The sequence below is a fragment of the Thermomonospora umbrina genome (assembly GCF_003386555.1).
GTDB classification, from domain to species: Bacteria; Actinomycetota; Actinomycetes; order Streptosporangiales; family Streptosporangiaceae; genus Thermomonospora; species Thermomonospora umbrina.
This window is the reverse complement of record NZ_QTTT01000001.1, coordinates 1,263,081-1,285,860: the sequence shown is the minus strand read 5'-3', so window position 1 is coordinate 1,285,860 and position 22,780 is coordinate 1,263,081. Positions and strand designations below refer to the sequence as shown.

The window sequence follows — 22,780 nt, the reverse complement described above, 5'->3', positions numbered from 1 at the left end:
TGGTGGGGATCGGGGTCGGGCCGGGCGACCCGGAGCTGGTGACGGTCAAGGCGGTGCGGATCCTGCGGGAGGCCGACCTGACCCTCGTCCCGGTGATGGCCTTGGACGAGCCGGGACGGGCCGAGTCCGTCGTCCGCGAGTACACCGACAAGGCCGAACGGGTCGTGTTCGCGCTGAACGACCGGGGCGGGGTGACCGCGCGCCGGGCCGCCGCCTGGGACGGGGCCGCCGACCGGGTCGTGCGCGCCTTCGAGGAGGGGGCCGGCACGGTCGCGTTCGCCACCATCGGTGACCCCAACGTGTACTCGACCTTCACCTACCTGGCCCAGACCGTCCGCGACCGTCGCCCCGGCGTCACGGTGGAGACCGTGCCGGGTGTCACCGCGATGCAGGATCTGGCGGCCCGTTCCGGCACGGTGCTGACCGAGGGCGCGGAGTCGCTCGGCCTCGTGCCGCTGACCGGGGGCGTCGCGCCGTTCAAGGCGGCCCTGGCGTCGTGCGACACCGTGGTGGCCTATAAGTTCGGCGCCGTGGCCGACGAGGTCGCCGAGGCACTCAAGGACGCCGGGCGGTTGGACCACGCCGTCTACGGGGCCCGTCTCGGTTTGCCGGGCGAGGACGTCCGGCCCGCCGGCGACCTCGCCGGGCCGATCCCCTATCTGTCCACGCTGATCGCCCCCAGCCCCCGTACCGCCCGAGGAGGCAAGCTGTGAGCAACGGAAAGGTCGTCTTCGTCGGGGCCGGGCCGGGCGCGGCGGACCTGCTGACGTTCCGTGCGGCGAAGGCCATCGCCGACGCGGACGTGGTCATCTGGGCCGCGAGCCTCGTCCACCCCGACGTCCTGGAGCACGCCCGGGAGGACGCCGAGATCGTCGACTCGGCGCAGCTCCCCATGGAGGGCGTCCTGCCGTACTACGAGCGGGCGCTGGCCGAGGGGCTGACCGTGGCGCGCATCCACTCCGGCGACCCCGCCCTGTGGGGGGCGCTCCAGGAGCAGCTCGACCGGTGCCGTTCGATGGGCCTGGCCACCGAGGTGATCCCCGGGGTGTCCAGCTTCAGCGCGGTCGCGGCGGCGGTCGAGCGGGAGCTGACGATCCCGGAGGTCGCGCAGTCGGTCATCCTGACCCGGCTCGGCGGCGGCAAGACGCCGATGCCGCAGGGCGAGGAGGTCCGCGAGTTCGCCCGGCACGGCACCACGATGGCGCTGTTCCTGTCGGCGGCCCGCTCCGGGCAGCTTCAGGACGAGCTGATCGAGGGCGGCTATCCGGAGGACACCCCCTGCGTGGTCGCCTACCAGTGCACCTGGCCGGACGAGCTGATCGTCCGCTGCACGCTCGGCGAGCTGGCCGACACCGTCAAGGCGCACAAGCTGTGGAAGCACACGCTGGTGCTGGTCGGACCCGCGCTGTCGGCCGACGGCACCCGGTCCCACCTGTACCACCCGGGCCACTTCCACGGCTTCCGGCGTGCCGACCGGACGGCCCGCGCGGAGCTGCGCAAGGCTTCGCGGCCATGACGGCCGAAGAGCCCGAGCTGCGCGAGCCCGACCTGCCGCGCACGATGAAGGTGCGGCAGCGGGCCCTGCGGACCGGCTGGACGACCGGTGCGTGCGCGTCCGCCGCCGCCAAGGCCGCCACCGCGCTGCTGCGCACCGGGGAGCCCGCCGACCATGTCCAGATCGCGCTGCCGTCCGGCAACCGGGTGACGTTCAAGGTCGAGGACAGCGCCCTGGAGGGTGAGCGGGCCCGCGCCGTCGTGGTGAAGGACGCGGGCGACGACCCCGACGTCACCCACGGCGCGCACATCACCGCCCGGGTGTCCTGGTCGGACACGCCCGGCATCGAGCTGGACGGCGGCGAGGGTGTCGGCGTCGTCACCAAGCCCGGCCTGGGCCTGGAGCCGGGCGGCCCCGCCATCAACCCCGTGCCCCGCCGCATGATCACCCATGCCGTCGCCGAGGCGCTCCTCGGCGACGACCTCGACGCGGCCCCCGAGGACGCCGGGGCGCCCGCCGACCCCGAGAGCGGACGCGGCGTCCGCGTGGTCATCTCGGTGCCCGACGGCGAACGGATGGCCCGCAAGACCACCAACAAGCGGCTGGGCATCCTCGGCGGCATCTCCATCCTCGGCACCACCGGCATCGTGCGCCCGTTCTCCACCGCCTCCTGGCGCGCCAGTGTCGAGCAGGCCGTGTCGGTGATGGCCGCGCAGGGCGAGTCCACGCTGGTGCTGTGCACCGGCGGGCGCACCGAGAAGGGCGCCATGAAGATGCTGCCCAAGCTGCCCGACGTGTGCTTCGTCGAGGTGGGCGACTTCACCGGCGCGGCGCTGCGCAGGGCCGTCGAGCACGGTCTGCGGCAGGTCGTGTTCGTCGGCATGGCCGGCAAGCTGACCAAGCTGGCCTCCGGGATCCTGATGACCCACTACACGCGGTCCCGGGTGTCCACCGAGCTGCTCGGCGAGATCACCACGGACATGGGCGGCACGCCCGAGCTGGCCGCCGAGGTCGCCGTCGCCAACACCGCCCGGCACGCCTATGAGCTGTGGGAGAGGGCCGGGCTGCTCGGTCCCTGCGGCCGTGAGCTGTGCCGCCGCGTCGCCGGGGTGCTGGAGCGCTTCTGCGCCGAGGAGGCCGGCGGCGAACTGGCCGCGCAGGTCGTCCTCGTGGACTTCACGGGCGAGCGGATGGTCGGCATGTACGGGCGGCTGGCCCGATGATCACGGTGGTCGGGTACGACGGGTCGCCGCCCCCGCCGCCGGCCGCCGAACGGCTGGCGGGCGCGGCCCTCGTGGTGGGCGGTGCCCGGCACCTGGCGGCGGTCCCCGTTCCGGCGGGCGCGCGCACGGTCGTGATGGGCGACGTCGCGCAGGCCCTGGACGCCGTCGACGGTGCGGACGGTGACGTCGTCGTGCTGGCCAGCGGGGACCCCGGGTTCTTCGGCATCGTCCGGGCGTTGCGTTCACGCGGGCATGAGCCGGAGGTGCTGCCCGCGCTGTCGTCGGTCGCCCGCGCGTTCGCCCGCGCGGGGCTGAGCTGGGACGACGCCCTGGTGGTGTCCGCCCACGGCCGGGACCTGCGCCGGGCCGTGAACGCCTGCCGCGCTCATCCCAAGGTCGCCGTGCTCACCGCGCCCGGGGCCGGGCCCGCCGAGCTGGGCCGCGCGCTGTTCCCGCAGAGCCCCCGGTCGTTCGTCGTCTGCGAGGACCTCGGGGGCCCGAACGAGCGCGTCACCCGCTGCCGTCCCGCCGAGGCCACCACCCGTTCCTGGCACGAACCCAACGTCGTCCTCGTCCTGGACGACGGCCGTGCCGTGGGCGAACGCGGCTGGATCGCCGGAGCGCGCCCCGGTCCCTCCTCGTGGGCGCTGCCCGAGGACGCCTTCGAGCACCGCAACTCCGTGGTCACCAAGGCGGAGGTCCGGGCGTTGGCGCTGGCCAGGCTGGGGCCGCGCGTCGGCGACCTGATCTGGGACATCGGCGCGGGCAGCGGCTCGGTGGCCATCGAGTGCGCCCGGTTCGGGGCCGCCGCCATCGCCGTCGAACGCGACCAGGAGTCCTGCGAACGGATCCGGGCCAACGTCCGCGCCCACGGCGTCCGCGTCGCGGTCTCGCGCGGTGAGGCCCCGGCCGTCCTGGAGCATCTCCCGGATCCCGACGCCGTGTTCGTCGGCGGCGGCGGCCCGGAGGTCGTCCGCGCCTGCGCCTCCCGCGCCCTGCGCGGCGTCGTGGTGGCGCTGGCCGCCATGGAACGGGTCCGCCCCACCCTGGACGCGCTCGCCGCCGAGGGGCTGACCGCCCACGCCGTCCAGTTGCAGGCCAGCCGCCTGTCCCCGCTGCCCGGGGACGTCCACCGGCTGGCCGCCGCCAACCCCGTCTTCGTCGTGTGGGGCGAGCGGGACGCCGTGCCCCCGCCCGCGCGGGCCGCCGGCCCGAGCCGCCGCCCCCAGATCCTGGCACGGCTTCCGGAGGGTGACACATGATCGGTGCAGTGGTACCGGCCGAGGCGCGGCGGGACGGAGCGGGCGTACGCGTTGCGGACCGGGTGTCCGTTCCTGGCGGTCCCGCCGGGCCCTCGGAGGTCGGCCGATGATCGGGGTCGTCGCCGCGACGGCGGCGGGACGGGCCTCCGCCGCCGCGCTGGCCGAGGCATGGCCGGACGAGGTCCGCCTCTTCACGGAGAACGGGCCCGCCGACGGACTGCGCGCGGCCTGGGAGGGCTGCGACACGATCGTCGCGTTCCTGGCCGTCGGCGCCGCCGTCCGCGTCCTGGCCCCCCTGCTGGGCCACAAGACCGAGGACCCCGCTGTGGTCTGCGTGGACGAGTCCCTGCGGTACGCGGTGCCCGTCCTCGGCGGCCACCACGGCGGCAACACGCTCGCCCACCGCCTGTCCGGGACCCTGGGCTGCGAGCCCGTCATCACCACGGCGAGCGACCGGGCCGGCCTCACGGCACTGGATTCTTACGGTGCGGACCTGGGCTTCTCGGTGGACAATCCGGACATGCTCGCCCGTACCGGCACCGCCGTCCTCTCCCGCGAGCCCGTCCGCCTCACCGGCGCCACCGGCTGGCCCCTCCCACCCCTCCCACCGAACGTCGGCCCCGACGCCGACGCCGCCCTGACGATCCACATCACCGACCTCCTCACACCACCCCCGCCCGCCGTCGGGGAACTGGTGTATCGGCCGCCGTCGCTGGTCGTCGGGGTCGGGTCGGCGCGGGGTGTGTCCGCGGAGGAGGTCGGCGGGCTGATCGACGCGGCGCTGCGCGAGGCGGGGCTGTCGCCGGCGTCGGTGCGCTGTGTGGCGACCGTCGACCTCAAGGCCGACGAGGAGGGCATCCTCGCGGCGGCCCGGGAACGGGGTTGGGACGTCGTGACCCACCCGGCATCCGTGCTGGCCGCCGTGGACGTGCCCAATCCGTCCGAGACGGTGCGCGCCGAGGTCGGGACGCCCAGCGTCGCCGAGGCCGCCGCGCTGCACACCGCCCGTTCCCACGGCAAGGCCGCCGCGCTGGTGGTCGAGAAGCGCAAGACGGCCAACACGACCGTGGCCGTCGCGCGGCTCGTCCCCAAGGGCCGGCTGGCGATCATCGGGCTCGGCCCCGGCGCGCGCGACCTGCTCACCCCGCGCGCCGTCACCGCGTTGCAGCGGGCCTCGGTGGTGGTGGGCCTGGACCAGTACGTCGACCAGATCCGCGACCTGCTGCGCCCCGGCACCCGGGTGGTGGAGAGCGGGCTCGGCCAGGAGGAGGCCCGCGCCCGCGCCGCCGTTCAGGAGGCTCAGGCGGGTCACGCGGTCGCGCTGATCGGCTCCGGGGACGCCGGGATCTACGCCATGGCGAGCCCCGCGCTGGAGTTCGCCGGGGACGACATCGAGGTGGAGGGCGTGCCCGGCATCACCGCCGCGATCGCCGCGTCCAACCTGCTCGGCGCTCCGCTCGGCCACGATCACGCGTACGTCTCGCTGTCGGACCTGCACACCCCGTGGGAGGCCATCGAGCGGCGGGTCCGCGCGGCGGCCGAGGGCGACTTCACCGTCTGCTTCTACAACCCGCGCAGCAGGGCCCGCGACTGGCAGCTCCCCAAGGCGCTGGCGATCCTGGCCGCCCACCGGCCCGCCGAGACCCCCGTCGGGTTCGTCCGCAACGCGGGCCGCCCGGACGAGGCGCTGACGATCACCACGCTCGGGGAGATGGACCCGGCGGCGGTCGACATGTTCACCGTGGTCCTGGTCGGGTCCGGCCGCAGCCGGAGGGTCGCCGGGCGATTCGTCACCCCCAGGGGGTATCGATGGGCCTGATCGCGGAGGTCACCGACCGCTGCCAGGGCTGCGGCGCCTGCCTGCTGACCTGTCCGGAGCACGCGATCCGCCCGCACGGCGACCCCCTGCTGGTGCTGGCCGACCGCTGCACCGGCTGTCTGGAATGTGTGGAGATCTGCCCGGTGGACGCCATCGACGTCGTCGATTCCGCCGAGGCCCGGCAAGGAGAACGATGACGTCGCGTGAGCCGCACCCCATCGAGGTGAGGTCGTACGAGATCCTGCGATCCCGCGTCGACCTGTCGCCGATGCCCCCGCTGTGGCGGGCGGTGGCCGAACGGGTGATCCATGCCAGCGCCGACCTGGAGTACGCGATCGACCTGGTCACCGACGAGGCCGACCTGCTGCGGGGCTGGGCCGCGCTGCGGTCCGGCGCGCCGGTGGTGACCGACGTGGGCATGGTCGCCGCCGGGATCACCGCGCGCGAGACGCTCTGCCACATCGGCGACCCCGCCACCGCCCGGATGGCCAAGGCCGCCGGCATCACTCGGTCCGCCGCCGCCGTCCGGCTCTCGTACTCCGAGGTCGGGCCGGGCGCGGTCTGGGTCGTCGGCTGCGCCCCCACCGCGCTGGAGGAGGTCATCAAGCTGAACGTCGCGCCCGCGCTGGTCGTCGGGCTGCCGGTCGGCTTCGTCGGGGCCGCCGAGTCCAAGCAGGCGCTGCGCGAGAGCGGGCTGCCCCAGGTCAGCAACGTCTCCGAGAAGGGCGGGTCCGCCGTGGCGGCCGCCGCCGTCAACGCCCTGCTGTACCACGAGTCGCAAGGAGCGATGTGAAGCCGCCGCTGCTGCTGGTGGGCCATGGGACCCGCGATGACGACGGGGTCGCCGAGTTCGGCAAGTTCGTGGAACGCCTGCGCGGCCGCCTGCCGGTGGACGTCGCGGGCGGGTTCATCGAGCTGTCCCCGCCGCCCCTGACCGAGGCCGTCGCCGAACTGTGGGGGCGCGGGCACCGCCGGATCGCCGCCGTCCCGATCGTCCTCGTGGCGGCCGGGCACGGCAAGGGCGACATCCCCGGCGCGATGGCCCGCGAACAGGTCCGGCACCCCGGTCTGTCGTACACCTACGGCCGCCCGCTGGGCCCGCACCCCACCCTCCTCGCCCTGCTGGAGGAGCGCCTACGGGCCGTCCTGCCGCCGGAGGAGGAGGCGGCCGTCCTACTGGTGGGGCGCGGCTCCACCGACCCGGACGCCAACTCCGAGGTCCACAAGGTGGCCCGCCTGTTCTGGGAGGGGCGCGAGGAGGGGCTGTCGACGGTCGAGCCCGCGTTCGTGTCGCTGGCCCGGCCGAGCGTGGCCGACGGACTGGAGCGCTGCCGCCTCCTCGGGGCCCGCCGCGTCGTCGTCCTGCCGTACTTCCTGTTCCCCGGCGTGCTGCCCGACCGAGTGGCCGACGAGGCGCGGGCGTACGCCGCCGAGCACCCCGACCTGGACGTCCGCTGCGCCGACGTGATCGGCGACTGCGACGGCCTCGCCGACGTGGTCCTCGAACGGTACGAGGAGGCGCTCGTCGGGGACATTCGGATGAACTGCGACACCTGCGTCTACCGGATCGCCATGCCCGGCTTCGAGGAACGCGTCGGCGCACCCCAGACGCCCCACCATCACCCCGACGACCCGGGCCACGGGCACGGCCACGGCCATGCCCACTGACGGTCCCGACCCGCGTCGTCCCGGTAACGCCGGTGGTGCGGTCGTGGAGGCGGCGGGTGCGGCCATGCCCACCGACCCCGACCTGCGGCACCACGGGGACGCCGAGGTGGGGGACGGGCTCGTGGACTTCGCCGTGAACGTGCGCGGCGTCGCCCCGCCCGACTGGCTGGCCCGGCGGCTGCGCCGTTCGATCGAGGACCTGGCGCGCTACCCCGACCCCGCCCGCGCCCGGCACGCGGTCGCCCGCAGGCACGGTCGGACGCCGGACGAGGTGCTGCCGACCGCCGGGGCCGCCGAGGCGTTCGTCCTGCTGGCCCGCGCGTTGACGCCCCGGCGCGCCGTCGTCGTCCACCCGCAGTTCACCGAGCCGGAGGCGGCGCTGCGGGCGGCGGGCCACCCCGTCGAACGGGTCGTGCTGGACGGCGACTTCAAGCTGGACCCCGGCCGGATCCCGCCGGACGCCGACCTCGTCATGATCGGCAACCCCACCAACCCCACCTCGGTGCTGCACTCCGCCGCCGAGATCCTCGACGTCTGCGCCCGGCCCGGCCGCACCGTCGTGGTGGACGAGGCGTTCATGGACTGCGTCCCCGGCGAACCGGAGACCCTCGCCGGCGTCTCCGCGCCGGGCCTGGTCGTGCTGCGGAGCCTCACCAAGACCTGGGCGTTGGCGGGGCTCCGCGCCGGATACGTCCTCGCCCCGCCGCCGCTGATCACCGCCCTGTCCGAGGCCCAGCCGCTGTGGGCGGTGTCCACACCGGCGCTGGTCGCGATCGAGGCGTGCTGCGAGCCGGCCGCCCTGGCCGAGGCCGGCGCCTGGGCCGCCGCGCTGGGCGTCGAACGCGACCGGCTGGCCGGCGAGCTGGCCCTGCGCGGCCTCATCGCCGTCCCCGGGGCCCGCGCCTCGTTCCTGTGCGTCCGGACGCCCGATGCCCTCGACCTGCGAGAACGCCTGCGCGAACGGGGCTACGCGGTACGGCGCGGCGACACGTTCCCAGGGCTCGGGCCCGACTGGCTGCGGATCGCCGTCCGGGACCGGGCCGCCAACGACACCCTGCTGGAGGCACTGGATGACCTGGGACGCTGAGTCGCTCTATCGGGTGATCGGTGAACGGCGCGACATCCGCGACGGCTTCCTCCCCGACCCGGTGGACGACGCCGTCCTCACCCGCGTCCTCCAGGCCGCCCACCAGGCCCCCTCGGTCGGCCTCACCCAGCCCTGGGACTTCCTGATCATCCGCGACCCCGACCGGCGCGACCGCGTGCGCGCCCTCGCCGAGACCCAGCGGCAGGCGTACGTCCGCACCCTGTCGGCGGCCCGTCGCGACCGGTTCGACGGGCTCAAGGTGGAGGCGATCCGCGAGGCCCCGGTCAACATCGCCGTCACCTGCGACCCCACGAGGGGCGGACGCACCCCGCTGGGCCGCCACTCCCAGCCCCGCACCGCCCCCTACTCGGTGGCCTGCGCCGTGCAGAACCTCTGGCTGGCCGCCCGCGCCGAGAACCTCGGCGTCGGCTGGGTCAGCTTCTTCGACGAACGGGAGCTGGCCGCCGAACTGGGCCTCCCCGATCACGTCGAGGTCGTCGCCTACCTCTGCGTGGGGCACGTCGCCGAGTTCCCGCCCGCCCCCCAACTCGCCCTGACCGGCTGGGCGCGCCGCCGCCCGCTGGCCTGGGCCGTCCACCAGGAGTCCTACGGCCGCCGCGGCCTGCCAGGAGAGGTACCCGTGGATCTGATCGACGAGACGATCGCCGCCATCCGCCCGCCGGACGAGGCCGCCATGCGCGACACGCGCGACCTCCAGTCCCGTCTGACCAAGCCGCCCGGCGCCCTCGGCGTCCTCGAGGACCTGTCCGTACGCCTCGCCGGTCTGGCCGGGGGGTGCCCGCCCCCGCTCCCCGAACCCGCCGCCGTCGCGATCTTCGCCGCCGACCACGGGGTCCACGCCCGGGGCGTCTCCCCGTGGCCGCAGGAGGTGACGGCCCAGATGGTGGCCAACTTCCTGGCCGGCGGGGCCGTCGTCAACGCGTTCGCCGCCCAGGTCGGCGCCGAGGTCACCGTCGTCGACGTCGGCGTCGCCGCCCCGCTCGCCCCGGCCCCCGGACTGCTGCCCCGCAAGATCGCCCCCGGCACCGCCGACATGACCGTCGCCCCCGCCATGACCCCCGACCAGGTCCGCCGGGCCGTCGAGACCGGCATCGAGGTCGCCCGCGACCTGGTCGCCGCCGGCAACCGCTGCCTGATCACCGGCGACATGGGCATCGCCAACACCACCGCCTCCGCCGCCCTGATCGCCGCCTTCACCGGCCTCCCCCCGGAAGAGGTCACCGGCCGGGGCACCGGCATCGACGACGCCACCCACCAGCACAAGATCGAGGTCGTCCGCACGGCCCTCGCCCACCACGGCCTGCTCCCCGCACCGGCCGCCTCGGCACCCGGCGGCGCCTGCGACCCTTCGCCGGCCGTTCCGCCCCAAGCCGTTCCGCCGTCGCCCGCCGTCGCGTCCCCGGCGGGACCCCTGGAGGTGCTGGCGGCGGTCGGGGGGCTGGAGCACGCGGCGCTGGCCGGGTTCATCCTCGGCGCGGCGGCCTGCCGGGTGCCCGTGGTGCTCGACGGGGTGATCGCCGGGGCCGCCGCGCTGGCCGCGGTGGCGCTGGCCCCGGAGGCCCTCGGGGCCTGTGTCGCGGGTCACCGTTCGGTCGAGCCGGGACACGCCGCTACCGTGGAACACCTGGGACTACGCCCGCTGGTCGACCTCGAACTGCGACTCGGCGAGGGGACCGGCGCGCTGCTGGCGCTGCCCCTGGTGCAGAGCGCCGTGCGCGTCCTCCACGAGGTCGCCACGTTCGACTCGGCGGGCGTCAGCGACAAGAGTGGGAGCTAAGTGTCACGCTCGGCTATCGACTGGGATCGACCACTCTCCATCCACCCGTGAACCCGAGTACCTTTGGTCGACAAACAGACATGCCCGTCACCTCTTACCCCGACCGTCCAGACCGTCCCGAGCGAGAGAGCACCGTGCCGCCGTACCTTCTTGGCCTGCGCCTGCGCGGGCGCCGCGTCGTCGTCGTGGGCGGCGGCCGGGTCGCCCAGCGCCGTGTCCCCGCCCTGCTGGCGGCCGGTGCCGACGTGTCGCTGATCGCCCCGGAGGTGACCCCCTCCCTGGACGATCTGATCGCCGCCGGCCGGTTCTCCTGGGAGCGGCGGCCCTACCGCGGGGGCGACCTCGACGGCGCCTGGCTCGTTCAGGCCGTCACCGACGACCCCAAGGTGAACGCGGCGGTGGCCGCCGACGCCGAGGCCGCCAGGATCTGGTGCGTGCGCGCCGACGACGCCGAGGCGTCCGACGCCTGGACGCCGGCGAGCGGACAGGTGGGGGAGACCACCGTCGGCGTCCTGGCCGGGGGCGACCCCCGCCGCGCCGCCGGGATCCGCGACGCCGTCGTCGACGGCCTGCGCGACGCCACCCTGGTGCCGCTGGGCGGGGCCCGCCACTCCCGGACGAAGCCGACCGGGGTGGCCCTGGTCGGCGGCGGTCCCGGCGACCCCGACCTGATCACCGTGCGGGGGCGGCAACTGCTGGCCCAGGCCGACGTGGTGGTCACCGACCGGCTGGCCCCCCGGCTGCTGCTGGACGAGCTGCCCGCCGACGTCGAGGTCATCGACGCCGCCAAGATCCCCTACGGCCGCACCGTCACCCAGGACCGCATCAACGACCACCTCGTCGAACACGCCCGGGCCGGTCGGTTCGTGGTCCGGCTCAAGGGCGGCGACCCGTTCGTGTTCGGTCGCGGCGCCGAAGAGGTGCTGCACTGCGCCCGCCACGGCATCCCGGTCACCGTGGTCCCCGGCATCACCAGCGCCGTCGCGGTCCCGTCGGCCGCGGGCATCCCGGTCACCCACCGCGGCGTCGCCCAGGAGTTCCACGTGATCTCGGCGCACGTGGCCCCCGACCACCCCTCCTCCACCGTCGACTGGGAGGGCCTCGGCCGGGCGCACGGAACGTTGGTGCTGCTCATGGCGGTGGAACGGATGAGTCTCATCGCCGACACCCTGATGCGCTATGGTCGGTCGCCTGATACGCCCGTCGCGGTCGTTCAGGACGGTACCCTTCCGGATCAGCGGACGCTCACCGCGACGCTCGGGACGGTGGTGGACGAGATGGCGGCCGGCGGCGTACGGCCACCGGCGATCGTCGTCGTGGGCGACGTGGTGGACGTGGCGCGAGAGATCGACATGGTACGAGCGGACTACCTGGCCGGCGGAACGGGCTCCGTGGCCTCACCGGCAGATCAGCATGGAGATATGGGGCGGGCTCCGTGACATCCCCAGCAGATCAGAGCGCGGTCCACGACGGCCGGCGCAACGACGGCCCGGGCCCCGGTGAGGGCGCCGACGAGGCGCGCACCGACCGGCCCACCGGGCCCCCCGACGCCACCGAGCCCCAGAGCGAGGCCGCCGAGGCCGCCGCCGCGGACGCGGGCACCGGCGAAGGTGCCGGCGGTTCCGAGGGCCACGACGCCGAGACCGGCCGGGACGAGACCGCCGGCCACGATGCGGAAACCCCCGAGGCCACCGGCCAGGACGAGGCCCCCGGCCCCGTGGGCGGCGGCCAGGGCGAGGCGGCCGGCCGCGATGAGAGCGCCGGCCGCGACGCGGGCCACGGTGAGGTGCCGGGCCGCGAGACGGCCGACCCGGGCGAGACCGCGGGTCACGATGCCGGTGTCGGACGCCGAGAGACCTCCGGCCGCCACGAGAGCGGCCGCCGCGATGCCGGCGCCGGTGGCGGTGAGGCCCTCGACGGCGGGAGCCTCGGGCCAGGCCCGGGCGCCGGGCCCGACGCGGGCTCGGGGTCGGGAGGGTCGCCCCAAGGGGCGTCGGTCATCGGTATGACCGACGATCCCGAGCGCGAGGTCGACCTGGCCCGTGTGCTGACCGAGCTGCGCGACCAGGTGAGCGAGGTCAGGTTCGTGCTGGACGTGCCCGGCGTCGAGGACGCCCGCGCCGCCCAGTCGGAGATCAAGAGTCAGCTCGACGACTACGTGCTGCCCCGGATCCGCGGCAAGAGCGCCCCCATGCTGGTGGTCCTCGGCGGCTCCACCGGCGCGGGCAAGTCCACGCTGGTCAACACGCTGGTCGGGGCCCGGGTCAGCGCGACCGGCGTGCTGCGACCCACCACCAGCAGCCCCATCCTGGTCTGCCACCCCGACCACGCCGACTGGTTCCTCAAGGGTCCGCTGCTGCCCGACATGGGCCGGGTGCCGGGGCCCGCCCCCGACGCCATCGCCGGCGACCAGCTCGTCATCATCGGCAGCGACCAGCTCCCCGAGGGGCTGGCGCTGCTGGACAGCCCGGACTTCGACTCCGTCTTCGAGGACCACTACGAGTTCGCCACCAAGCTGATGGCCGCCGCCGACCTGTGGCTGTGCGTCACCACGTCGGCGCGCTACGCCGACGCCCAGGTGTGGCAGATGCTCCAGCGCGCCAAGGAGCAGGGCGCCAGCCTCGGCGTCGTCCTGTCCCGGGTGCCGCAGGGGGCCGGGTCCGAGGTCGTCGACCACTTCGCCGAGATGCTCGAGGTGAACGGGGTCGGCGACGCCCGCCGCTTCACCATCCCCGAGACCCGGATCGAGCAGAGCCGGCTGCCCGACGAGGCCGCCGAGGAGGTCCGCTCCTGGCTGCTGGAGCTGGCGGAGAACCACGACCGCCGCTCCCAGGTCATCCGCGACACGTTCGGCGGCGTCCTCGACAGCTTCCGCACCCGCGTTCCCGAGCTGGCCAAGCAGGTCGAGGCCCAGGTCGAGGTCCGTACCGTGCTGCGCGAGGAGGTCGAGGCGGCGTACGCCACCGCGATGGCCGAGCTGGACGAGGCCACCCGCAACGGCTCACTGCTGCGCGGCGAGGTGCTGGCCCGCTGGCAGGACTTCGCGGGCACCGGCGACCTGCTGCGCTCGCTGCGCGTCCAGCGTCCCCGGTCGGGTCGCAAGAGCAACCGCCGCCGCCGCAACCCCACCCGGCTGCGGGCCCTCAAGAGCGCGCTGCGCGCCGGGCTGGAGTCGCTGATCATGGCGGCCGCCGAGCACGCGGGCGAGGAGGTGCTGGCCCGCTGGGGCGCGCACCCCGCCGGAGGCCAGTTGCTCGCCGGGCCCGCCGGGTCCCTCGGCGGGGTCTCCCCGGAGCTGTCCCGGCGCGTCACCCGGGCCGTCAGCTCCTGGCAGGACCACGTCCTGGAGCTGGTCCGCACCGAGGGCGTCACCAAGCGAACGGTCTCCAAGCTCGTGTCGTTCGACGAGGAGGCCCTGTCCCTCGTGCTGATGATCGGCCTGCTCGGCTACGGGACCGCCGACGTCGCGGTCGAGGGCGGCACCAGCGCCGTTCCCCAGCGGCTGCTCAAGGCGCTGTTCGGCGCCGAGTCGCTGCGCGGCATGGGCGCCAAGGCCCGTGCCGACCTGCGCAGCCGGATCGGCATGCTGTTCGACGAGGAGGCCATCCGCTACGGCCAGGCCCTCGACGCGGCCGGCATCCCCGACGAGACCGCCGCCGTCCAGCTCTACCAGGCCACCTACAACCTCGAGGTCGCCCGATGACATCGACACCCCACCATGGCGAGCAGCCCCGCACACCCCCACGCCGCGTGCCGGTCGAGCGGCCGTGCGCCTCGAGAGAGGTCGGCGGTTGAACCGGTCCACAGCCTCCCCCTAGGCAGGGGGAGTCCCGCTCCATCGCCGACTTCCCCGTCCGGGAGGGTTCCCGTTGAGGTCACATACCGGCCACGCAGGCGTTTCGCCGCTCCGCCGGCCCGGTGGCGAGGACCGTGCGTACGATTCTCGCATGGCCGGTCATATGGCCGCCGGTGCAGCCGGAAGTTTGCTGCGGGGCATCGCGCCGCGCTCCCTCCCCCGCCCGACGGCGGGGTTCTCCACGCTCAAGAGGAACACATGACCACGACCACTCCGGCGGTCGCCGCAGAGCCGGCCGCCGCCGATCAGGAGAGCCGGCCCGCCGCGGCCCGGACCCTGGCGACCCGGCTGGACGGCCTCCAGCGGCTCGTCGAGCTCGGCACCGGACGGATCGACGCGGCCCTGCTGGACGAGACCTCCGCGCTGCTCACCCGCGCGGGGGAGCGGCTGCGGCTGTCCGGCGAGCACACCGTCGTCACCCTGGCCGGCGGCACCGGCAGCGGCAAGTCCTCCCTGTTCAACGCGATCTGCGGCCTCGACCTGTCCCCGGTGGGCGTCCGCCGCCCCATGACGTCCAAGGCGCACGCGTGCGTGTGGGGGCTGGACGGCGCCGGGCCGCTGCTCGACTGGCTGGACGTCGACAAGCGGCACCGCTACGCCCGCGCCAGCGCCCTGGAGCCCGAGGAGACCGGCCGTCCGGAGTCCGGGTCGCTGCAGGGCCTGGTGCTGCTGGACCTGCCCGACCACGACTCCATCCAGGCCGTGCACCGCGCCGAGGTCGACAAGTTCGTCACCGTGGCGGACCTGCTGGTGTGGGTGGTCGACCCGCAGAAGTACGCCGACGCCGCCCTGCACCGCAACTACATCGTCCCGTTCGCCCGGCACGCCGGCGTGACGCTGATCGTCCTCAACCAGATCGACCGCCTCCAGCCGGAGGAGGTCGACGACTGCGTCTCCGACCTGCGCCGTCTCCTGGAGGCCGAGGGCCTGGCCGCCCCCCGCATCCTGACCACCTCCACGGTGGCCCCCGGCGGCGTCGACGGCATGCGCGAGGTGCTGGTCGACTCCGTCGCCGCCCGCCGGGCCCGTACCGAACGACTCGTCGCCGACATCGACAAGCTGGTGGTCCGCTTCGCCGACCACCGCGCCGGCGGCGAACCGCCGTCCGCCATCGACGAGCGCCGCGCCGCCGATCTGATCGAGGCCCTGACCGACGCCGCGGGCGCCCCCGCCGTCGCCGAGGCGATGGAGAGCGCGTACGAGCTGCGCGCCGGCGACTACGTCGGCTGGCCCATCGCCCGGATCGTCGCCCGCCTGCGCAGCGACCCCCTCCGCAAGATGCGCCTCACCGAGCTGCGCGAGGAGCTGCGCGGCGCCTTCACCGGCCCCGTCGGCGCCCAGCAGGGCGACGTCGACAACGCCCTGCACGGCATCACCGACGCCGTCACCAAGGACCTCCCGGAGGCGTGGGCCCGCTCGGTCCGCGCCGCCGGCCGTTCCCACGCCGCCGAACTCCCCGAGGCCCTCGGCGACTCCCTCAAGGACGCCCTGCCCGCCTTCAACCAGGTGCCGCGCTGGTGGTGGCTGGTCAAGACCTGGCAGTACTTCCTCGTCCTGGTCACCGCCCTGTCGATCGCCTGGATCGGCCTCCTGATCGCCTACGGCGTCTTCAAGGTCAGCACCAACGCCCCCGAACTGATCGACGAGCCCGGCCTCATCCCGTACGTGGGCATCCTGCTGGCCTGCGTCCTGGGCATGGGCGCCCTGACCTCCTCGGCCTGCCGGAACGTCGTGGCCCTGTCCTCGGCCCGGCACGGCGAGAAGATGACCTTCCACATGCGCGAACGCATCACCGAGGTCACCGAGCAGAAGGTCCTCCACCCGGTCGCCGACGAGCTCCAGGTCTACGCCGGCTTCCGCAACACCGCCGACGAACTCCTGGGCCACCAGCCCTGACCCCACCGCCCGACCACGACGCCCGGCACCACGGGCACGTCCACATCACCGCCCCCTCCGACGCCGCCCCTCCGGCGGGTCGGCTCGCCGCAGTGAACGACACTCCCGCACCACGCCCCGGGCCCTCGCGGTGAGGCGGGACGGCCTCACGTGAACCGATGTCATGCCACGGGAACGAACGCGTCCTGACCTGCCGGCCCGCCCGGAACCGAGACGCCACCGGCCGGGCGGCACCCCTTTCCCGCGCGCCGATGGCCGGGGCCCGGGTGGCGGCGTGTACGCCCATGTGCGGCGGCCGCCTGGGCCTATCGTCCGGTTATCCACAACTCGACGCACCGCTTCTCTCCGTGCCACGCGTTCCGCCACCGTGGTGGTCGTACGAGCGTGAACCCCAACGGAGGAACGATCATGAACGAGGCGCAGATCACTGTCATCGGCTGGCTCGCCCAGGACCCCTTCTTCACCATGACGGCCAACGGCACGCCCTTCCTGGCCCTGCGGGTCGGCTGCACGCCGCGCCGCTACGACCGCCGGTCGGGTCAGTGGCAGGACCTGGAGTCGATGTTCCTCACCGTCAACTGCTGGCGCTCCCTCGCCGAGAACGTCAACGCCAGCGACATGAAACGCGGCGAACCCGTCGTCGTCACCGGCCGCCTCAGACTCAGGGAGTACGTCAAGGACGGACGACTCCGCTTCTCCGCCGACGTCGAGGCCACCACGGTCGGCCACGACCTCAGCCGAGGCAGCGCCCAGTTCCGCCGCGTCCAACGCGGCACCATGACCGAGGAGGACCGCCAGGAGGCCCGCGAGTTCACCGACCAGTGGTCCCTGACCGCCGACGAGTCCGACACCGACCCGACCACCCCCCACCCGAACGGCCACCCGTCTCCCGACCCCACGGACCCCACGGACGCACCCCTCACGACCAACGAAGACCACGACCCCTTCACCCTCCAACCCCAAGCCGCCTGACCCAACGGGCGAGGTGCCCCCCGCAGCACCTCGCCCCACCCACCCCCGCATCCACGCCACCCTCACGTCCCACGCCATCCGTCGTCCGGACCATCTCCTCATCCACACCGCCCTTCACCTAGCGGGTTCCCGCGTCGCCGCCATCCCCGCGTCCGCCGCCCCGCCTCCTCTCCTCCCCGTCCTCCTCGCCTCCTCGTCCGCCCGCCGTCACCGTGCGCATGGCGTCCGTGTCCGTGCGGCTGCCTGTCCGTGCCGCTCACTGATTCGCGCGGCCCTTCTTCCGGGTGGATCGTTCGTCCGCGCGGTGGCCTCGTCTGTGCCGCTCCCAGGTTCACGCGGCCCCCTCCTCGCGGCCTCCTCGTTCGGGCGGTCCCTTGTCCGTGCCGTCCTTGTCCGTGCCGCCCCGTCGTCCGGGCGGTTCGCTCGTTCGCGCGACTCCTCGTTCGCGCGGCCTCCCCGTCCGTGCGCCCGTGTTCGCGTGGTCCGTCCTCCGTGCCGCTCCCCTGTTCGCGTGGTCCCTGTTCCGCGCCGCTCCCTCGTCTGCGTGATTCCCTTGTCCGCGCGGCCTCCTCCTTCACGCCACTCCTTCGTCCGCGCCATTCCTCGTCCTCGTGGCTTCCCGTCGGTTGGCCCCGCGTCCACGCCACTTCCTGGTTTGCGCCACTTCAAGCTTGCGCGGCTCCCTGTTCGTGCGGGCCCTGCTTTTCGCGGCTCCCTGTTGGGCGGCTCCCTGGTTTGGGCGCCTTGCCGTCGCTGCCGCTCTCTGGTTCACGTGGGCCCTCGTTCGTACCGCCCCCTCGTCCGGGCGTTCCCGCGTCGCAGCCATCCTTCGTCCGCAGGGCCTCCCCGTCCGCATGGCCTCCCCGCGCAGGGCGTCCCCGTTCGTGCGGCTCCCTGATACGCACAGCCGCTCTTCCGGGTGGATCGATCGTCCGCGCGGCGACCTCGTCCATGCCGATCCCTGGTTAGTGCGACTTCTGGTCCGTGCCGCTCTCTTGTTCGCCGTGGCCCCTCCTTCGTCGCGGGGGGTCGGGTGCGGCGGTGTGTTGGTGGGGTGCCGGCGGGTTCGGGGTGCGGTGGGATGGGGGTGGGGAAGGCGCCGCTGAGGAAGTTTCGGTTTCGGGCCCGCGTCGCACACGTTGCAACTATCGTGTTACACAACGTGATGTATTAGGGGGAAGGATGACGGCAGTGCAGTCGTCCGCCGAGGGTCGAGGGGAGCTGGCGGTCCGGACCTGGCGCTGGCTCGTGCGGCCTTCGTTGCTGGCGGTCTACGTGGTCGCGGTCGTCGTGCTCTATGTGGCGCTGACCGTCGACGGGCTCGTCCGGACCCCCGTCCGGGCGGAGGAAGTGCTCACCTTCGGCGCGCTGCTGGCCTGTGGTGTGGTGTGCATCGAGGTCTCCCGACGGCTCGGCATGCCCGCCGGGGTGGCGCGGGACCTCCTGTCGGCCTGGTGGCTGCCGGTGGCGTTGCTGCTGCCCCCGGTGTACGCGCTGTTGGTGCCGATTCCGATGCAGGCGCTGTTGCAGTTCCGGGTGCGGCGGACCCTGCTGTATCGACGCGTGCTGGTCGCCTCGGCGTTCGGGCTGGCCGGGGCGTGCGCCTCCACCATCTTTCACTTCGTGGTGCCCGAGCCGTTGGACGGCGCCCCCCTCTGGGTGATCGACGTCTATCCCGGCGTTCCCGTGGCGGTGGGGTGCGCGGCCCTGTTCACGGTGCTCAACACGGCGCTGGTGGCCATCGCGGCGCACGCGGCCAACCCGGAGAGCCGTTGGCGGGACGTGCTGTGGACCCGCGAGAGTCTGCTGCTCGACGTGGTCGAACTGTGCGTGGGGGTCGTGGTCGCGATCACCAGCACGCTGTCGCTCGGGCTGCTGCTGCTGGCGCTGCCGCCGGTCGTCCTCCTCCAGCGGAGCCTGATGCACCAGCAGTTGCAGGCCGCCGCCCGTACCGACGCCAAGACCGGCCTGCTCAACGCGGCGGCCTGGCAGCGGGAGGCGGACACCGAGCTGGGGCGCGCCCACCGCACGCACGAGCCGCTGGCGCTCCTGCTCATCGACATCGACTACTTCAAGCGCGTCAACGACACCCACGGACACCTCGTCGGCGACCAGGTCCTCATCGGGGTGGCGGCCACGCTGTGCAGCCAGCTCCGCGACTACGACGTCGTCGGCCGGTTCGGCGGCGAGGAGTTCGTCGTGCTCCTGCCCGGGGCCGACACGGTGGAGGCGTGCCGCGTCGCCGAACGGCTGCGGGGTCGGGTGCGTCGGCTGACCGTTCCCGCGGAGGACGGAACGGTCGGCGTCACCATCTCGGTGGGCGTGTCCCTCCTGCGCACCCATGGCCAAGACCTGATCGAGCTGCTCGCCGCCGCCGACCTCGCCCTCTACCGCGCCAAGGAGTCCGGACGGGACCGCGTCTGCCTCCCCGCCCTCGACGACCCCCGGGCCCCCGGCGTGTGATCGAGGCGAACGCGACGTTCCCGTTCGTTCCCCGCGGGCCGCGACCCCGGCAACGGGCGGGGACGCAGGGGCCCACCGGGGGAGCTGGGGCTTCAGCGATGGACGGGATTCGGTCGGTGGAGGCGACGTGCGACGAGTGGTGGCCGCCACCCCATAGGCTTTAAGACATGCCGGAGTACATCTACACGATGCAGCGCGTGCGCAAGGCGCACGGCGACAAGGTCGTTCTCGACGACGTCACCCTGCACTTCCTGCCAGGGGCGAAGATCGGCGTGCTGGGTCCCAACGGGACCGGCAAGTCCACGCTGCTGCGGATGATGGCCGGCCTGGAGCAGCCGTCGAACGGCGAGGCCCGCCTGATGCCCGGTTTCTCGGTGGGCATGTTGCAGCAGGAGCCGCCGCTGAACGAGGACAAGACCGTTCTGGGCAACGTCGAGGAGGGCGTCGCCGAGACCAAGGCTCTGCTCGATCGGTTCAACGAGATCGCCGAGAAGATGGCGACCGACTACTCCGACGAGCTGATGGAGGAGATGGGCAGGCTCCAGGAGCAGCTCGACCACCGCAACGCCTGGGACCTGGACAGCCAGCTCGAGCAGGCGATGGACGCGCTGCGCTGCCCGCCGCCGGACGCCGACGTGACCAGGCTGTCCGGTGGCGAGCGCCGCCGGGTGGCCCTGTGCAAGCTGTTGCTGGAGGCGCCCGACCTGCTGCTGCTGGACGAGCCCACCAACCACCTGGACGCCGAGAGCGTGCAGTGGCTGGAGCAGTACCTGGAGAAGTACGAGGGCACCGTCCTGGCCGTCACCCACGACCGGTACTTCCTCGACAACGTGGCCACCTGGATCCTGGAGCTGGACCGGGGCCGCTGCTATCCGTACGAGGGCAACTACTCCACGTACCTGGAGAAGAAGGCCGACCGGCTCAAGGTCGAGGGCAACAAGGACGCCAAGCGCAAGAAGCGCCTGGAGGACGAGTTGGAGTGGGTCCGCTCCAACCCCAAGGCCCGGCAGACCAAGAGCAAGGCCCGTCTCGAGCGGTACGAGGAGATGGCGTCCGAGGCGGCCAAGACCCGCAAGCTGGACTTCGAGGAGATCCAGATCCCGCCGGGCCCCCGCCTGGGCACCACGGTGATCGCCGCCGACGGCCTCACCAAGGGCTTCGGCGACCGGGTGCTGATGGAGAACATCTCCTTCAACCTGCCCCCGAACGGCATCGTCGGCGTGATCGGCCCCAACGGCGTCGGCAAGACCACCCTGTTCCGCATGATCGTGGGAGAGGACACGCCCGACACCGGCGCGCTGAAGATCGGCGAGACCGTCCAGCTCTCGTACGTGGACCAGTCCCGGGGCGGCCTCGACCCCAAGGCGACCGTCTGGCAGGTGGTCTCGGACGGCCTCGACCACATCAAGGTCGGCCAGGTCGAGATGCCCTCCCGGGCGTACGTGGCGGCGTTCGGCTTCAAGGGCCCGGACCAGCAGAAGCCCGCCGGCGTGCTGTCCGGCGGCGAGCGCAACCGGCTCAACCTGGCGCTGACCCTCAAGCAGGGCGGCAACGTCCTGCTGCTGGACGAGCCCACCAACGACCTGGACACCGAGACCCTCGGCTCGCTGGAGAACGCCCTGCTGGAGTTCCCCGGCTGCGCCGTGATCACCTCGCACGACCGGTGGTTCCTGGACCGGGTCGCCACCCACATCCTGGCGTGGGAGGAGGGCTCGAACTGGTTCTGGTTCGAGGGCAACTTCGCCGACTATGAGAAGAACAAGGTCCAGCGCCTCGGCGCGGAGGCCGCCCGCCCGCATCGGGTCACCTACCGCAAGCTGACCCGCGACTGACCTGACGCGCCCCGCTCGGGCGCGGCCCTTTCCGTGAACGTCCGTCGGCCCCTCGGGGTCGGCGGACGTTTCGCGTTCCCGGCCGGCATCCCACCGCCGTCCGGGGCGATCGAACCGAGGCGACAAAAGGATCTTGGAAATGCCTTGAATTGGATTCGGTGCCCCGATGTGCGGAATGATATGGGGATCTTTCCGAGAATCGGATGAGGGTGCGTGGGGCCCGTGTCGGTTTTCTGGTGCTTTTGGGATGGGTTGGTCGAAGAAATTCGCGGAACCGCGACGTTGCGTGGATTCTCTTCGAGGCGGCGTCTCGGCCTGTCGCAATGGACCCATCCGGTGCGCCGGAATCCGGCCCTCCACATCTCGGAAGGAACGACCAAAGGGCGTGTTCGAGCAGGTCGGAGAGGGTTCGATGAAGTGTTGTGACGTCGTGCGACATCGTCGATGTCCTCGCTCCGCACGGCCGGCTCGAAGGCCCCCGTTCCTCCGCAGGCGACGCTGCCTGCCGTACCACGAGACGACGACCAGGGAATCGATGTCCGCACCGGAGCGGTGTTCATTCGTCCGAGACTTCGCCCCCGAGGGAGGGGTGCTTCGCGAGGAGGAGATCCAGCGGTTGAGCAGTCACGCCGCGCAATGCCTTCCGTGCATGGAGGAGTTCGTCGCGCTGGTGAGGGCCGCGGCGGCGAGGGTCCCGTCCGGCACGGTGGTCGGCCCGGAGCCCGACGGGGGCGGTCGGACCCCTGACGCGAGCTCCCAGCCGGCGGGCGCGACCAGATGAGGCGGGCAGGGCGTCGTACGCGGCCCAGGGCGTGCCGGGCCCGCATGATGCAAGCGGCCGCATTCCGAGAGCGTCGTATGCGACGTGAGGGGTGTCCGGCCCCACATGGCCGTGATCTGGGAGCCGGGGATGACCAGCCGGTAACATCGGGCCCAGCCGACCGTTGCCGCGACCCCCAGGCGAGGACATGGACACCGAAACGCCCCACGCCGAATATCGGCACGTGTACGAGTTCAACATCCGGTTCGGCGACATCGACTCACAGGGCCACGTGAACAACGTGAAGTTCCTCGGCTACCTCGAGGACGCGCGGCTGGAGATGCTCCACGGCGACCCCGTCCGCAAGGGGGAGGAGCCCGTGCGGGGGATGGTGATCGCCCGGCACGAGATCGACTACCGGCGGCCGCTGCTGCCGACCGTCTACCCCATCCGTGTGGAGACCTGGGTCACGGAGGCGCGGGCGGCCTCGTTCAAGCTGGCGTACGAGGTCCGCGACGACGAGCAGGTCTTCGCCACCGCGACGTCCACGCTGGTGGCCTTCGACGTGGAGCGCAACAGGATGCGTCGCTTCACCCCGGAGGAGCGCGACTTCATCGCCCGCTACGCGCCCCCCACCGGGGACTAACCC

At 73.3% G+C, this 22,780-nt stretch carries 17 protein-coding genes; all 17 read left to right on the top strand.

The window, feature by feature from the left end; genetic code table 11:
• The first annotated feature begins 2 nt into the window (after positions 1–2).
• The 17 genes from cobI (at position 3) to DFJ69_RS05465 (ending at position 22,777) form a co-directional block, all read left to right on the top strand.
• The gene (cobI, locus tag DFJ69_RS05550) at positions 3–713 is read left to right on the top strand and encodes a precorrin-2 C(20)-methyltransferase (RefSeq protein WP_245974053.1); all 711 of its coding nucleotides are present in this window, start codon (positions 3–5) and stop codon (positions 711–713) included.
• On the top strand, positions 710–1,516 hold the full coding sequence (cobM, locus tag DFJ69_RS05545) for a precorrin-4 C(11)-methyltransferase (protein WP_116021476.1): 807 nt from the start codon (positions 710–712) through the stop codon (positions 1,514–1,516). Before cobI ends, cobM begins: the two co-directional genes overlap by 4 nt.
• Positions 1,513–2,718, top strand: coding sequence for a cobalt-precorrin-5B (C(1))-methyltransferase (locus DFJ69_RS05540; protein WP_116021475.1), 1,206 nt, complete (start codon positions 1,513–1,515; stop codon positions 2,716–2,718). Before cobM ends, DFJ69_RS05540 begins: the two co-directional genes overlap by 4 nt.
• Complete coding sequence (gene cbiE, locus DFJ69_RS05535) at positions 2,715–3,980, top strand: precorrin-6y C5,15-methyltransferase (decarboxylating) subunit CbiE (protein ID WP_116021474.1); 1,266 nt, start codon at positions 2,715–2,717, stop codon at positions 3,978–3,980. Before DFJ69_RS05540 ends, cbiE begins: the two co-directional genes overlap by 4 nt.
• A 106-nt stretch (positions 3,981–4,086) precedes the next feature.
• Positions 4,087–5,799: a precorrin-3B C(17)-methyltransferase gene (cobJ, locus tag DFJ69_RS05530; protein ID WP_116021473.1), complete on the top strand. Its 1,713-nt coding sequence runs from the start codon at positions 4,087–4,089 to the stop codon at positions 5,797–5,799.
• Positions 5,790–5,996 carry a DUF362 domain-containing protein gene (locus DFJ69_RS05525; protein WP_116021472.1) on the top strand — a complete coding sequence of 69 codons (207 nt, stop codon included), beginning with the start codon at positions 5,790–5,792 and terminating at the stop codon, positions 5,994–5,996. The genes cobJ and DFJ69_RS05525 overlap by 10 nt, the downstream gene beginning before the upstream one ends.
• On the top strand, positions 5,993–6,592 hold the full coding sequence (locus DFJ69_RS05520) for a precorrin-8X methylmutase (RefSeq protein WP_116021471.1): 600 nt from the start codon (positions 5,993–5,995) through the stop codon (positions 6,590–6,592). Before DFJ69_RS05525 ends, DFJ69_RS05520 begins: the two co-directional genes overlap by 4 nt.
• Positions 6,589–7,467 carry a sirohydrochlorin chelatase gene (locus DFJ69_RS05515; RefSeq protein WP_116021470.1) on the top strand — a complete coding sequence of 293 codons (879 nt, stop codon included), beginning with the start codon at positions 6,589–6,591 and terminating at the stop codon, positions 7,465–7,467. The genes DFJ69_RS05520 and DFJ69_RS05515 overlap by 4 nt, the downstream gene beginning before the upstream one ends.
• 64 nt (positions 7,468–7,531) lie before the next feature.
• Positions 7,532–8,554, top strand: a complete 1,023-nt coding sequence (gene cobC / locus DFJ69_RS05510; protein WP_116026423.1) for an Rv2231c family histidinol phosphate aminotransferase CobC — start codon at positions 7,532–7,534, stop codon at positions 8,552–8,554.
• Positions 8,538–10,352, top strand: a complete 1,815-nt coding sequence (bluB, locus tag DFJ69_RS05505) for a 5,6-dimethylbenzimidazole synthase (RefSeq protein WP_116021469.1) — start codon at positions 8,538–8,540, stop codon at positions 10,350–10,352. Before cobC ends, bluB begins: the two co-directional genes overlap by 17 nt.
• A gap of 80 nt (positions 10,353–10,432) precedes the next feature.
• Positions 10,433–11,791, top strand: a complete 1,359-nt coding sequence (cobA, locus tag DFJ69_RS05500; RefSeq protein ID WP_116021468.1) for a uroporphyrinogen-III C-methyltransferase — start codon at positions 10,433–10,435, stop codon at positions 11,789–11,791.
• Positions 11,788–14,055, top strand: coding sequence for an AAA family ATPase (locus tag DFJ69_RS05495; protein ID WP_245974051.1), 2,268 nt, complete (start codon positions 11,788–11,790; stop codon positions 14,053–14,055). The genes cobA and DFJ69_RS05495 overlap by 4 nt, the downstream gene beginning before the upstream one ends.
• Positions 14,056–14,406: 351 nt before the next feature.
• A complete protein-coding gene (locus DFJ69_RS05490; protein WP_116021467.1) occupies positions 14,407–16,104 on the top strand; it encodes a GTPase family protein in 1,698 nt (565 codons plus the stop codon).
• Between the two features lie 408 nt (positions 16,105–16,512).
• Positions 16,513–17,076: a single-stranded DNA-binding protein gene (locus tag DFJ69_RS05485; protein ID WP_116021466.1), complete on the top strand. Its 564-nt coding sequence runs from the start codon at positions 16,513–16,515 to the stop codon at positions 17,074–17,076.
• Between the two features lie 1,182 nt (positions 17,077–18,258).
• On the top strand, positions 18,259–19,539 hold the full coding sequence (locus DFJ69_RS05480) for a GGDEF domain-containing protein (protein WP_116021465.1): 1,281 nt from the start codon (positions 18,259–18,261) through the stop codon (positions 19,537–19,539).
• A gap of 167 nt (positions 19,540–19,706) precedes the next feature.
• Positions 19,707–21,371, top strand: a complete 1,665-nt coding sequence (gene ettA, locus DFJ69_RS05475) for an energy-dependent translational throttle protein EttA (RefSeq protein ID WP_116021464.1) — start codon at positions 19,707–19,709, stop codon at positions 21,369–21,371.
• A 968-nt stretch (positions 21,372–22,339) separates the two neighbouring features.
• Positions 22,340–22,777, top strand: a complete 438-nt coding sequence (locus DFJ69_RS05465; protein WP_116021462.1) for an acyl-CoA thioesterase — start codon at positions 22,340–22,342, stop codon at positions 22,775–22,777.
• Positions 22,778–22,780: the final 3 nt, after the last annotated feature.